This window comes from uncultured Chryseobacterium sp. (assembly GCF_913776365.1).
Lineage (GTDB): Bacteria > Bacteroidota > Bacteroidia > Flavobacteriales > Weeksellaceae > Chryseobacterium.
The window spans coordinates 1-13,343 of record NZ_CAJYMO010000254.1 but is presented as its reverse complement, the minus strand read 5'-3'; the positions used below and the strand labels follow the sequence as shown (position 1 = coordinate 13,343).

Annotated in this window: 15 protein-coding genes; 11 read left to right on the top strand and 4 right to left on the bottom strand. The window is 42.9% G+C overall.

Translation table 11 applies throughout. The annotated features are described in order from the left end of the window. From hppD to QZ735_RS13070, 6 genes are all read left to right on the top strand, one after another. Nucleotides 1–1,115, top strand: a 1,115-nt coding sequence (gene hppD, locus QZ735_RS13095) for a 4-hydroxyphenylpyruvate dioxygenase (protein WP_294249207.1), incomplete at its 5' end; no start/stop codon positions are given. Between the two features lie 72 nt (nucleotides 1,116–1,187). Next, the gene (locus QZ735_RS13090) at nucleotides 1,188–1,661 is read left to right on the top strand and encodes a hypothetical protein (protein ID WP_294249205.1); all 474 of its coding nucleotides are present in this window, start codon (nucleotides 1,188–1,190) and stop codon (nucleotides 1,659–1,661) included. Between the two features lie 194 nt (nucleotides 1,662–1,855). Beyond that, complete coding sequence (gene fahA / locus QZ735_RS13085) at nucleotides 1,856–3,103, top strand: fumarylacetoacetase (RefSeq protein WP_294249202.1); 1,248 nt, start codon at nucleotides 1,856–1,858, stop codon at nucleotides 3,101–3,103. A 115-nt stretch (nucleotides 3,104–3,218) separates the two neighbouring features. After that, the gene (locus tag QZ735_RS13080) at nucleotides 3,219–3,632 is read left to right on the top strand and encodes a GxxExxY protein (RefSeq protein ID WP_294249200.1); all 414 of its coding nucleotides are present in this window, start codon (nucleotides 3,219–3,221) and stop codon (nucleotides 3,630–3,632) included. 101 nt (nucleotides 3,633–3,733) lie between these two features. Continuing rightward, complete coding sequence (locus QZ735_RS13075) at nucleotides 3,734–4,555, top strand: flavin reductase family protein (protein ID WP_294249199.1); 822 nt, start codon at nucleotides 3,734–3,736, stop codon at nucleotides 4,553–4,555. Nucleotides 4,556–4,562: 7 nt separating this feature from the next. Beyond that, complete coding sequence (locus tag QZ735_RS13070) at nucleotides 4,563–5,171, top strand: hypothetical protein (protein ID WP_294249197.1); 609 nt, start codon at nucleotides 4,563–4,565, stop codon at nucleotides 5,169–5,171. A gap of 81 nt (nucleotides 5,172–5,252) precedes the next feature. On the opposite strand, the gene QZ735_RS13065 is transcribed toward QZ735_RS13070, so the two are convergent. Further along, on the bottom strand, nucleotides 5,253–5,453 hold the full coding sequence (locus QZ735_RS13065; RefSeq protein WP_294249195.1) for a hypothetical protein: 201 nt from the start codon (nucleotides 5,451–5,453) through the stop codon (nucleotides 5,253–5,255). A gap of 96 nt (nucleotides 5,454–5,549) precedes the next feature. After that, entirely contained in the window at nucleotides 5,550–6,392 is an 843-nt protein-coding gene (locus tag QZ735_RS13060) for an alpha/beta fold hydrolase (RefSeq protein WP_294249192.1), read from the bottom strand. 166 nt (nucleotides 6,393–6,558) lie between these two features. Here QZ735_RS13060 and QZ735_RS13055 point away from each other — a divergent pair, with 166 nt between their 5' ends. The 5 genes from QZ735_RS13055 to QZ735_RS13035 all read left to right on the top strand — a co-directional run bounded on the left by QZ735_RS13055 (nucleotide 6,559) and on the right by QZ735_RS13035 (nucleotide 12,040). Next, nucleotides 6,559–7,332 carry a HipA family kinase gene (locus tag QZ735_RS13055; RefSeq protein WP_294249190.1) on the top strand — a complete coding sequence of 258 codons (774 nt, stop codon included), beginning with the start codon at nucleotides 6,559–6,561 and terminating at the stop codon, nucleotides 7,330–7,332. Further along, nucleotides 7,319–7,702 (top strand): DUF3037 domain-containing protein, encoded by a 384-nt coding sequence (locus tag QZ735_RS13050; RefSeq protein ID WP_294249209.1) that lies wholly within the window; start codon nucleotides 7,319–7,321, stop codon nucleotides 7,700–7,702. The genes QZ735_RS13055 and QZ735_RS13050 overlap by 14 nt, the downstream gene beginning before the upstream one ends. A 115-nt stretch (nucleotides 7,703–7,817) precedes the next feature. Then, a complete protein-coding gene (locus QZ735_RS13045; protein ID WP_294249188.1) occupies nucleotides 7,818–8,816 on the top strand; it encodes an alpha/beta hydrolase in 999 nt (332 codons plus the stop codon). A 105-nt stretch (nucleotides 8,817–8,921) separates the two neighbouring features. Then, nucleotides 8,922–10,013 carry a serine hydrolase gene (locus QZ735_RS13040; protein WP_294249186.1) on the top strand — a complete coding sequence of 364 codons (1,092 nt, stop codon included), beginning with the start codon at nucleotides 8,922–8,924 and terminating at the stop codon, nucleotides 10,011–10,013. Between the two features lie 185 nt (nucleotides 10,014–10,198). Further along, nucleotides 10,199–12,040: a carbon starvation protein A gene (locus QZ735_RS13035; protein ID WP_294249184.1), complete on the top strand. Its 1,842-nt coding sequence runs from the start codon at nucleotides 10,199–10,201 to the stop codon at nucleotides 12,038–12,040. 276 nt (nucleotides 12,041–12,316) lie between these two features. On the opposite strand, the gene QZ735_RS13030 is transcribed toward QZ735_RS13035, so the two are convergent. Together QZ735_RS13030 and QZ735_RS13025 are read right to left on the bottom strand one after the other, a co-directional pair. Further along, nucleotides 12,317–12,673: a hypothetical protein gene (locus tag QZ735_RS13030; protein ID WP_294249182.1), complete on the bottom strand. Its 357-nt coding sequence runs from the start codon at nucleotides 12,671–12,673 to the stop codon at nucleotides 12,317–12,319. A gap of 227 nt (nucleotides 12,674–12,900) precedes the next feature. Further along, nucleotides 12,901–13,343 (bottom strand): phospholipase D family protein (locus tag QZ735_RS13025; RefSeq protein ID WP_294249180.1); only part of this gene is annotated, 443 nt, incomplete at its 5' end.

The following is a 13,343-nucleotide window of genomic DNA, read 5'->3' as shown; positions in this document are numbered from 1 at the left end:
TTGCCGAAAAGATTGCTCAGGCAGAGAATTTTTTGCCGATCAACGGTACCGATTATATTGAGTTTTATGTAGGGAATGCCAAGCAGGCCGCGCATTACTACAAGACCGCTTTCGGGTTTCAGTCTGTAGCGTATGCAGGACCTGAGACAGGCGTGAGAGACCGTGCTTCATATGTTCTTCAGCAGGGAAAAATCAGGCTGGTTCTTACGACCGGATTAAAATCGGATTCCCCAATCAATGAGCACGTAAAAAAACACGGTGACGGAGTAAAAATTCTGGCCCTTTGGGTAGACGATGCTTATTCAGCTTTTGAAGAAACCACCAAAAGAGGCGGAAAACCTTATCTTGAGCCTGTTACCCTTACCGACGAGCATGGTGAAGTAAGAATGTCCGGAATCTATACCTACGGAGAAACCATACACATGTTTGTGGAAAGAAAGAACTACAACGGTGCTTTCATGCCGGGTTATGAAAAGTGGGAAAGTGCTTACAATCCAGAAGAAGCCGGACTTTTATATGTTGACCACTGTGTAGGAAACGTAGATTGGGACAGAATGGTTCCTACCGTTGAATGGTACGAGAAAGTAATGGGATTCGTAAACATCCTTTCTTTCGATGACAAGCAGATCAATACCGAATATTCGGCTTTAATGTCTAAAGTAATGTCCAACGGAAACGGATATGCCAAATTCCCGATCAACGAGCCTGCTGAAGGAAAGAAGAAATCTCAGGTGGAAGAATACCTTGATTTTTATGAAGGTGAAGGGGTACAACATATTGCCGTAGCCACAAAAGACATCATCCACACCGTAACCGAACTGAAAAAACGGGGCGTTGAGTTCCTTTCTGCTCCACCGGAAGCGTATTACGACATGGTTCCTGAAAGAGTGGGACACATTGATGAAGATCTTAAAAAACTGCAGGACCTTGGAATCCTGATCGACCACGATGAAGAAGGATACCTTTTACAGATTTTCACGAAGCCGGTAGAAGACCGCCCTACCCTGTTCTTCGAAATCATCGAAAGACACGGAGCACAGAGTTTCGGCGCAGGAAACTTCAAAGCATTATTTGAAGCCCTTGAAAGAGAACAGGAGAAAAGAGGAAATCTTTAATTTTTAACAATCATATACCGTTTTGTCAGGATGAACAGTCCTGGCAAAACTTTTTTATACAGACCTACACATATGAGAAAATTTTTCATAGGGATTGCTTTGATGACAGCTACAGCCGGCATAAAAGCCCAATACAGCTCCCTGGACGGTATTATCCGGCGACTTGAAGAAAGAAAAGGCATCAACCAGAATCTGGAAGCCGTAAATATCGACAACAAAAAGTTTGTTTTCGTAAAAGATGAGGCCGACCATACCGAACGGGATTTTATCGTAATCAAAGGAAATAAGGTTACCTATGTGGAAGTTTTTGATGATAAATCTACCGGACAGAGCACATCCAACGTCTTCTCCGGCGATATCGTAAGAAGCCGGAAAAACATCATTTCATTGAGGGCCGATATGCTGGAAAATAAAAAGGTTCCGGTTCCCGTAGCCAAAACCCTGCTCCTGACCCGGCAGGACAACATCCTGTACCTGATCGACATCAATACCCGCGACCGCTGGATCGATGAAGAATCTTTCTCAAAAATAAAATCTAAAAAATAACAGCCGCTTTCAGTTCCTGCGATGTACGGAAGAAATTTTCAGGCTTCTGTCCCGCATACTTAAAGAAAACTTAAGGGTCTTAAATATTTCACAAACCATAAGGAACAACCTGTACATCCGGCAGAAATTGTGTATTTTGTGTTCATTGTGAAATTATATACTACGACCGTAATCCAAATTAAAATTATAAGCTTATGAAATCATTTGTAGAATACACAGCAGATTCAGATTTTTCCATACACAACATTCCTTTCGGGGTAGCCGTGTTTAACAAAGAATTTATCGCCTGCTGTACAAGAATCGGGGATCAGGTAATCGACCTGGCCACTTTATACGACCTGGCTTATTTTGAAGACATCGAAGGTCTTGAGGATAATATCTTTGAAGCTTATACTTTAAATGAATTTATCGAACTGGGAAAACCTGTAACTAACGCGGTACGGACCAGAATTCAGGAACTTCTTCAGGAAGGCTCCATTTTGTCGAAAGATGAAAAGACCATCGAAGAAGCTTTCTACGACTTGGACCAGGTTAAAATGATGATGCCGGTACACATACCGAATTACACGGATTTTTACAGCAGCATCGAACACGCCACCAATGTAGGAAAAATGTTCAGGGATCCGGCCAACGCTTTATTGCCAAACTGGAAACATCTTCCGGTGGGATATCATGGAAGAGCCTCTTCTATCGTGGTATCCGGAACGGAAATCAACCGTCCGAAAGGCCAGATGAAGCCTGCCGATGCCGATCAGCCGGTGTTCGGGCCTTGCAAACAATTGGATTTCGAGCTGGAGATGGCCTTCATCATCAATAAAAATACCGAAATGGGAGAAAGCATTTCCACCAAAGAGGCAGAAGATGCCATCTTCGGAATGGTGATTTTCAATGACTGGTCTGCAAGGGACATCCAGTCTTGGGAATATGTTCCGCTCGGACCATTTCTGGCTAAAAATTTCGGTTCTTCGGTTTCTCCGTGGGTGGTTACCCTGGAAGCACTGGAACCTTTCAGAACCGCTTCCCCAAAACAGGATCCTGAAGTACTGGACTACCTGAAATTCGATGGCGATAAAAATTATGACATCAACCTTGAAGTGTATATCCAGCCTGAAAACGGTGAGCACAACCTGATCTCCGAAAGCAACTACAAACACATGTACTGGAACATGACCCAGCAGCTGGCCCACCATACGGTAAACGGCTGCAATCTGGAAGTCGGTGATATGTATGCCAGCGGAACCATTTCCGGAAGCGATCCTAAATCCTTCGGTTCCATGCTTGAACTTACTTGGAGAGGCCAGAACCCGATCCAGCTGAGCAACGGGGAAGAAAGGAAATTCATCAATGATAATGATACCGTTACCATGAAAGCCTGGGCTGAAAAAGACGGGATAAGAGTGGGCTTCGGTGAAGTTTCCGGTAAAATCATCCCAACCAAATAATTTGAAGGTTGAACATATTAAACACATAAGTCACAAAGGGATTTTATTTTAAAGACGTTAGAAAAAGAACACATTAGATTGAAAATCAAAGATTTTCATTTTTAAACACAAACAGATGGAGAATCTTACAAAAAAGTATGTTAATGAACTTACCTATAAGATAATCGGTGCTTGTATAGAGGTTCATAAAATTGCAGGTCCCGGTCTTTATGAATATGCCTACCATAAATGTCTGGAAAGAGAATTTGAGGTATTAGGTATAAAGTATGAAAGTGAACTTGAGATTCCTCTCATTTATAAAGATGTAAAGATTGACTGTACAGTAAAATGTGATTTTTTAATCGAAAATGCTATTGTTCTGGAAATAAAATCTGTTGCAGAAATGAATAAGATTCACAAAGCACAGGTCATTAATTATATGAATCTCTTGAAAGTCCCAAAGTCGATATTGATAAACTTTAATGTTTATAATCTTTATAATGAAGGGACAGAGACATTTGTAAGCAAAATTTTCGAAGCACTCGAATAAATGAAAATCTTTGATTTTCGATCTTATGTGTTCTGAAATATTTTCAAGATATAAAATCTAAAACCTAATGTGACTCATGTGTTAAAAGAATTAATATAACAATGAAAACACTCATCCCATCAGAAATATCTTCCGTACAGTTACAAACGGTCATGCAAACGGCTATTTCGCCACGGCCGATTGCGCTGGCTTCAACGGTTGATCAAGACGGAAACAGCAATTTATCGCCGTTTAGCTTTTTCAATATGTTCAGTACGGTGCCGCCGGTACTGATTTTTTCCCCATCCAGAAGGGTGCGGGACAATACCACCAAACACACCCTTGAGAATGTGCTGGAAGTTCCGGAAGTGGTGATCGGAACCGTAAATTTCCCAATCGTACAACAGATTTCGCTGGCTTCCACGGAATACGGTAACGGCGTCAACGAATTCATTAAATCCGGCCTTACCATGAAAGATGCCGATCTCGTAAAGCCTAAGCTGATAGAAGAATGCCCGGTGAACTTTGAATGTAAAGTTTTAGAGGTAAAATCTTTGGGCGATCAGGGCGGTGCCGGAAACCTGGTGATCTGTGAAGTGCAGAAAATCCATATCCGGGAAGAATACCTGGATGAGAATGGAAATCTTGATCAGGCAAAGCTGGATATGGTGGCCCGTTTGGGAAGCAACTGGTACGCAAGAAACAATGAAAACAATCTGTTCGAAGTTCCTAAACCATTGGTTACCAAAGGAATTGGCTTTGATCAATTGCCGGAAGCGATCAGATACAGCCGGATTTTTACCGGAAATGATCTTGGAATGCTGGCTAATGTGGAAGTGCTGCCTGAAGGAGATTATCATTCTGACGAAAATATCCATCGCCAAGCTCAGGAATTATTGCTGGAAAATAAAATTGGTGAGGCATGGAGCCTATTGATCCAATAACGACGGTATGAAAAAATTTGTTTTATGTCTTTTTTTACTGGTTTTTCTGCAGTCATGCTATTATCCGGTGCACAAGGATTATGGCATCTACAGCAAATCGCTGGTGTTTTCCGGTGATAAAAAATGGCTGATCAACACCATCAGAACCACTGCCGATTCTCATCACAGAGAAATGATGGCGCTGAAAACCCTGGAGCTTTTTCAGAACCTGAGTCATAACAAGGCTTACCCTATAGAAACAGTAAAACAGGGAGATATCATAAAGGGTACTATTCCCGCAGATCCGCAGACTGAAGACCTGGAAGCCCTGGAAGCCCTCAAAACAGATACTGATTTTGATTATCTCGTCAATATATCCACTTTTAAAGTCCGGAACGGATTGGACGGTGCTCTAGGCACACAGTACGAATATCAGAAAAATGAGACTTTTGCCATGATGGAAGTCTATGATATTAAAACCTTGAAAAAGATCTATTCGCTGAAATCCTATTCGGAAGTTTCTGTTGATAAAGGCCAGAAAGCCACCATCTTTACACCCGGCACGGAAATGATGACCATGAAAAACTTCATGAGCCTTTTAAAATCAGTGAAAAAAAATGCGGTAATCACCTATTAACCCAAAAGATCCGGGAAGATTACATAAAAGACGAAAATAAAAAAAAGGCTGTTTCAGATGCTGATACAGCCTTTTTTTTATTTAGAAACAGCACTGATAAGCGCCGTTTACCAGTTTTACCACTCCGTAAACAGTGTGGCATGGCAGCACGAAGCACCGGTCGTTTCCGTCTTTCACGGAATACAGGTGGCATCCTGTTGGCGGACACGAGGAAGGTCCCTGTCCCATAATGTTTTTCTGAGCGTCCCGGTTTAGTTTCTGAGCTTGGTGTAATGATTTCATAATAATCTGGATTTTAGTTAAGTATAATTTTTCACCAAGATATGAATTTTTTCGATACGCTTTACTTAAATTCTGTAGTAGATAACCATTGATGTATTACTGCATTTTTTCCTGTAAGAAACCGATGCATTTTCCCGTTACTTCAGCCAGCTTTTCGGGGAGTTCAGGATACTCCCACGGTTCCCTGGCACCGAAAGTATGATCTGCGCCTTCCACTAAAAACAGTTCCGAATTCGGGTGCAGCAGATGGAGGTGTTCGGCATTTTTCACCGGTACGCTTTCATCCCCGGTACCATGGACGATCAGGAAGTGGGCTTTTGCCATTTCAGTAGCCCTTTCCACATCAAAGCGGTGCTTATCTCTTTCGTAATCTTCATAAAACTGGTAGTAGTGCGGCATTTCCTGCTTTGTTCTTCCGTTTACAACAAAGTACACCCCTTCTTCCTTCCATTTTTCAAAAGCTTCCCCTTTAGGAAAACGGTCCAATGTATCAACACTGGCCAGCGTAACCAATCCGTGGATCCTTTCATCTTCATGGGTTTTGACAATGGAAATCCCGCCGCCCCTGCTGTGGCCGATCAGGATGATTTTATCGGTATCAATCCTATCGTTTCCTGCGAAATAATCAATGACGGCTCCCAGATCGGAAAGTTCTTTAGCGTAATTGTTATTTCCAAAAGCTTCGAGATCGCCGAAATGCAGCGGATCGGTAACCGTAGTTCCGTTGTGGGAAAAATTAAATTTGACAAAGAAAAACCCTGCTTCCGCAAATTTTTCTGCCATAAGGTTCCACGCGCCCCAGTCTTTATACCCTTTATAGCCGTGCACAAAGATGGCCAGCGGAAGCTGTCTGCCTTCTTCAGGATAAAATGCATCCGCCAGGAAGTCCCGGGTTTCCGGATTTGAAATTATGATATTCTGCTTTTTTATCATTCCCATACTCTATTTTTTTATTCCGTTTCTTTTATTCAATATCTGTTTTTACGGTGCCTTTATACCCGATACCTCTGTCATCCTTTCGTCACATCTCCGCATAAAGGCCCAAATCCCTCTTAAAAATATTAAAAATAGAATAAAACACAAAGGAAAACCTTATTTTTGCTGTATGCTGGATTTAAGAACGGTAACGGTAATGCGTTACATTCTGCCGTTGCGGGAGGGAGGATCGCTGCCTGCCCTGGCAGAAGCTGACGATGAATTTAAATATGTGCTCAAATTCCGCGGCGCGGGCCACGGCGTGAAAATGCTGATCTCCGAATTATTGGGCGGGAAAATTACGGAAGCGCTGGGACTGAAGATTCCGGAACTGGTTTTTGCCCACCTGGATGTGGACTTCGGAAGGACGGAAGCCGACGAGGAAATCCAGGATCTCCTGAAGAATTCGGAAGGACTGAACCTGGGCCTGCATTACCTTTCCGGCTCTATTACCTATGATCCGGGCATCACCGTCGATCCTGAGCTGGCTTCCCGTATTGTCTGGCTCGACGCCTTTATCACGAATATCGACCGTACTTTTAAAAACACCAATATGCTGATGTGGAATAAAGAACTGTGGATCATTGACAACGGTGCTTCTTTTTATTTCCACCATTCGTGGCAGAATTTCGACACGGCGGCTAAAACCCCTTTCAGATATGTGAAAGATCATGTCCTGCTGCCTCAGGCTTCACGGCTTGACGAAGCCGACCGGTTTGCCAAAGAGGTACTGAATGAAAGCACTTTCCGGAAAATCGTTGATCTGATTCCGCAGGACTGGCTGCAATGGAAAGATGCTGATGAAACCCCCGATGAGATCCGTGACATTTACTTCAACTTCCTGAAAACAAGACTGGAACATTCTGAAATCTTTTTAAATGAAGCCAAAAATGCAAGAGGATAAAATTTACGAATACGCAGTAATCCGCCTGGTGCCGAAGGTAGAAAGAGAAGAGTTTTTCAACATCGGACTTGTGATGTTTTCCAAAAAAGAGAAATTTATCAAAGTGGAATTTCATCTTTGTCCTGATAAATTCCGGCTGATGCACAGCAAGCTGGATTACGGCGCTGTCATGACCAATCTGGAAAGTTTTAAAAAAGTTGCGGAAGGGAAAAGAGACGGCGGGCCTATTGCCCTGCTCGATATCCCTGACCGGTTCCGCTGGCTTACGGCTGTAAGAAGTGCTTCTGTACAGACGTCCAGACCGCATCCCGGGAAATCCAGGGACCTTGAGAAAACATTCGGTACTTTATTCAGAGAACTGGTTCTGTAAACCGTAAAAAGGTTTCTCCGGAGTATATTTATCCGTTGGTAAGACTTTTGATAAGCTTTTTGTGGTACAAACCTACATACCGGCATTTGCATTTATGAAACAGCTTCATCAAACTATGATATACAGGTTTTCTCTAAACCTGTTTTTTATTTTTCTTTTTACTGCATTTACTTCAGGATTTTCCCAGGAACTGCTTGAAAAACATCTCCCTCCCAGTACGCTGCTCCCTGAACGGACCGCAATTACCGAGAATATCGTCTATAAAAACAATGCCCTTGGAAAACCGGTTTCTCTGGATATTTACCGGCCGAAAAACAAGTCCGCGGATAAACTTCCGGTGGTCATCTATGTTCATGGCGGTGCGTGGGTAAAAGGTGATAAAGGTATAAGAGCCAATAATTATATTGAAAGCTTCATTTTAAAGCTTGTGGAGAAAAACTATGCCGTCATCAGCATAGATTATACGCTGGTGAGTGAAACGGTGCATTTCCCACAGCCTGCAGAAGACACCAAAGACGCGGTACGCTGGGTCAGGAAAAATGCGGACCAATACCATTTAGATCCTGATAATATCGGTTTTTTCGGAGCCTCGTCAGGTGCGCATCTCTCCCTGCTGGCAGCGTATACGCCGGACAATGAATATGTGGGAAGCCCTGAACTGTCTTCCTATTCCGCTAAAGTAAATTATGTGGTGGACAATTTCGGGCCTACGGATCTGAACAAGCTTCTGCACACGAGACTGGGTAAAGTTCCTGTTTCTATTGTCGGCCTGTTTTTCAAGCCGATTGTGGAAATAAGGAAAAAACTGGTTTTCGGAATTTCCGGATACGATATTAACAGCGAAAAAAGAAAAGCCGTCGATTATCTGGAAACCGTTTCCCCCATTAATGATACTGAAACCGGAATTCCGACCTTTATACTCCATGGTAACAAGGATAAGGTAGCGCCTCTGAAACACTCTAAAAAACTGGCCCGGAGACTAAAAAAAAATAATATTGAAACACAGCTGGTGGTAGTAAAAGACGGAATCCATGGTTTCGGAACTACGGATAAGGCCTACCTGGATCAGCTTACCGATGAAATGGTTCGTTTTATCGAAAATCATAAGAAATAATTTCCGGATTTTTTTATTTCTCATTAAAATTAGCCCTGAGCACTATTTTTGTTTAACCAAAACGTATTTTTATGATCCAAAATACATCATTCAAACTAATGTATTATGAATATAAAAATTCTACTGTTTTGTACTGTGCTCTGTACAGTAATTTACGGATGCAGTTCCGGAGATTCCGGAGCACCTGCTGAGACAAATGAGATGCCTTTATCTTCCGGAACCATGTACTTTCCGCCATCGGGAAACAATGACTGGGAAACAAAGCCTTTATCCTCTCTGGGATGGCATCAGGATAGAGTGCAGGACCTGCTGAACTATCTTGAGACCAAACATTCCAAAAGCTTTATGATCCTTCAGAATGGGAGAATTGTGATGGAAAATTATTTTTCAGGTCACACTTCTTCCACGCCATGGTACTGGGCAAGCGCAGGAAAAACCCTTACTTCCACAGTCACCGGAATTGCTGAGCAGGAAGGTTTTTTAAATATCAATAATAAGGTTTCCGCCTATATCGGAACCGGGTGGACCAGCGAACCTCCGGCTAAAGAAAATCTGATTACCTGCCGCAATCTTTTAACAATGACTTCAGGACTGGACGATAGCCTGGGCGATGATGTAAGTCCGGCTAATTTAAAGTACAAAGCCGACGCCGGTACCCGGTGGGCCTATCACAATGTGTATGTAAAGCTTCAGGATGTAGTGGCAGCAGCAACCGGCCAGACCTGGGCTCAATATTTCAATACCAGGTTAAGGGATAAGATCGGGATGACAGGAAACTGGATACAGAATGGAAACAACAGCGTTTACTGGAGCAATACAAGAAGTATGGCCCGTTTCGGACTGATGGCTTTAAACAATGGCAGCTGGAACGGAACGTCCATCATCAATTCAGCCTACTTTCAAAATGCCGTCAGTACTTCCCAGAATATTAATCTTGCATACGGTTATCTGTGGTGGCTGAACGGAAAAACGAGCTATCATATGCCACAGACTCAAATTCAGTTCAACGGAAAATTGATTCCCAATGCACCGGATGATATGTTCTGTGCACTCGGAAAAAATGATCAGAAAATCTACGTGGTTCCGGGCAAAAAGCTCGTGGTCATCCGGATGGGTGACGCGGCAGATAATGTGAACCTAGCACTTTCTGATTTTGATGACGTGCTCTGGCAAAAAATAAATGCGGTGATTAACTAAATACACCCTTTAGTTTATAATAGTTTACATATCAATCCATTACAATTAAAAAAGCGTTATTTTGCTAAATTGATATACATTACGGTATTTTATACGTTAAAATAATTAACTTGGCGATTATTTACAATATTCAAAATAAATCCGCTCAAAAATTTAATTTTTCACTTATAAAAAAACTGTACGATATGGATTCATTAAATAACATTAACGCTTTAACCATTGTTTTCGTTTCTGTACTTATTTTTGCCATTGCATACCGGTTCTATGGTATCTTTATGGCCAATAAAGTCCTGAAACTGAATGACGGCAATACCACACCCGCCGTAGAATTTGCCGATGGCAAGGATTATGTAGCGACAAACAAAAATGTACTTTTCGGTCACCATTTCGCTGCGATTGCCGCAGCAGGACCTCTGGTAGGGCCGGTTCTGGCTGCCCAGTTCGGATATCTTCCCGGTGCTTTGTGGATCCTGATCGGTTGTGTACTGGGCGGCGGCGTGCATGATATGGTGGTTTTATTTGCTTCGGTGCGCCACAAAGGACAAAGTCTCGCCACTATTGCTTCCAAAGAAATAGGTAAGACAACAGGCACCGTAGCCGGTTTTGCCATTTTGTTTATCCTGATCCTGACACTGGCCGGACTATCTTTAGCCTGCATCAATGCCATGCATGAAGCTTCCTGGTCATTATTCACCGTAGTGATTACCATGCCTATTGCCATTATCATGGGACTGATCATGCGGTACAGGAAAAATTCAGTAACATTTGCCAGCATCCTGGGCGGCGTATTGCTTATTGCAGGAATCATCGGCGGGCACAGCCTTATGCAGAATGAGACCATGAACAGCCTTTTTTCATGGGATATTACCACCATCTCCATTGCCATTCCACTATACGGATTTCTGGCTTCGGTTCTGCCGGTATGGTTGCTGCTGGTTCCCCGGGACTATCTCTCCACCTATCTGAAAATCGGCACGATCATTATGCTGGCCATCGGGGTGATCGTGATCCATCCTACCATACAGATGCCGGCACTGACGCAGTTTATCCATGGCGGCGGTCCGGTAATCGGCGGTCCGGTGCTGCCTTTTATTTTTATTGTGATTGCCTGTGGTGCAATCTCCGGATTCCACGCCGTAATTGCTACCGGAACCACCCCTAAAATGCTGAACCGCGAAAGGGAAATCCTGTTTGTAGGTTACGGTGCCATGCTGGTGGAAGGCTTTGTGGCTTTGATGGCCCTGATTGCAGCATGTACCCTGATGCCCGGCGATTATTTTGCCATCAATACCCCTAAAGATTCTTATGATGCGTTCCTGGCCGCCCATCCTTCCCTTCATGGGGTGGACATCGATTATTTTTCGCAAAAAATCGGGATCGACCTTCACGGAAGAACCGGCGGCGCAGTATCACTGGCTGTGGGAATGGCCCACATCTTCAACAAAATCCCTTATATGGACCAGCTAATGGCCTACTGGTATAATTTTGCCATCATGTTCGAAGCTGTTTTCATCCTCACTGCCATTGATGCCGGAACAAGAGTCGGCCGTTTCTTTTTACAGGAAATGCTCGGCTCCGTTATTCCTAAATTCAACGATAAAAACTGGATGCCCGGCATTATCATCAGCAGCCTGGTCTTCACTTTTGCCTGGGGTTACCTTGTTTTCACCGGAAATGTAAGCAGCATCTGGCCGCTTTTCGGGATCAGTAACCAGCTGCTGGCGGCCTGCGGCCTGATTGTCTGTACCACGATGCTCATCCGCCTGAACCGCGGTAAATATGCACTCTGCTCAGCCATTCCGGGCGTGTTCATGGCCATCATCACATTCTGGGCAGGCTACATCCAGGTAACCACCATTTATATCCCGAAAGGGCAATACCTGCTGGCAACATTGGCTGTGATCGCCATGGTGCTGATGCTCGTGGTTTTCATCGGGGCTTTCCGGAAATGGTACGAGTTGCTGAAAATAAACAAAACAGAAACCGATTTCTATGGGGAGCAGGTGAAAGAACTGGTAGAGCGTTAAGCTGTGTGGAAGGGTGAATGGTGAATCTGAAAATCTGTTTACTTACTGTATTTAGTCCTATCTGTATTTTAAGAATCATCATTTTATATGTTATATTCATTCAGATCTTAATACGATTCAAAAATATACTCCCGCAGATTCAGTAATTTTTTACAGGTGCATCATCACTATGATCTGCGGGAAATCATGTTTCTTATCTAAGTGGAACAGGCTTTTACAAATGATTCATTTTTTGTAAAATAACAAAAGCAGTCACTACCGACTGCTTTTGTTATTTTAACTCATAAAAACTTTCCAGTCTTTCATCAGATCGATAAGCTCCTGTAGGGGCATCTTAAAGCTTTGGTTCGCTTTGTCTTCAGCTAAAAAATATGCGGTATCGTTTTCTATATCTAAATTCCCATTACCATAAGCAATATCCCAATTATTCCCCAAAGGCGCAATAATTTCTTCCCAAGTTTTTGCCCCGCTTTTTACATTTTCCAAATCATCTATCACTTCCTGTATATCGTCTAAAAAACGGAATTGTCCAACGAAAAAGCTTAGTAATATATATTTATCATCCGTAGCTACCGGTCCCGTAATTTCCTCTCCGTCTAATAGACTTTTTGTTTTAAAATTTATTTTATTCATATTGAGTATTTCTATCCCGCTCTTTTACGTTAGATATTGCTTATACTGCTCATATCTTATTCTTTAAAAAATTTATAACGACTCTGTTTCTTAATGCATCCAGGATAAGGAAAAAATACATAATTCAGTTGAACTACGAAAAGCGATTACCTTATATCTTGAGAAAGACGGTAAACGCAGCGGACAGTACCTCCACCTGCAAAAAGAATTGAGATTCTCCTGCTCCCTCAGTTGATCGGCTCCGTATAAAGCTGGCTTCCCCAGTACTGGAGATCGCGTTCGGCGAGTTCGGAACTTTCGAACAGCCGCTCTACTTCTTCAGCGATTTTACGGACTGCTGCGGGATCTGTGATCCGGATCCGGGTTTCGTGGTTTTCCTTAATGCCTTTCGCGGTAAAATTCATCGATCCCAGGTAGGCGATTTCATCGTCGATGACATAAATCTTGCTGTGCACGAAAGTAGTGTTGACCGAACTGCCGTGGGTAGGGTTCGGCGAGATGAAAACCCTGAACGGAAACAGCTGGCGATAGGTATAATGATAGATCTTCTTATTCTTTACCTCAGCAAGAAGATAATTCCGCAGAAAAAACAGGAGTACAATACCGATAAAACCGAAAGCAAATTTCGGTTCCTTCAGCAGGAATACCATTGGCAGCAGGATAATGCCTG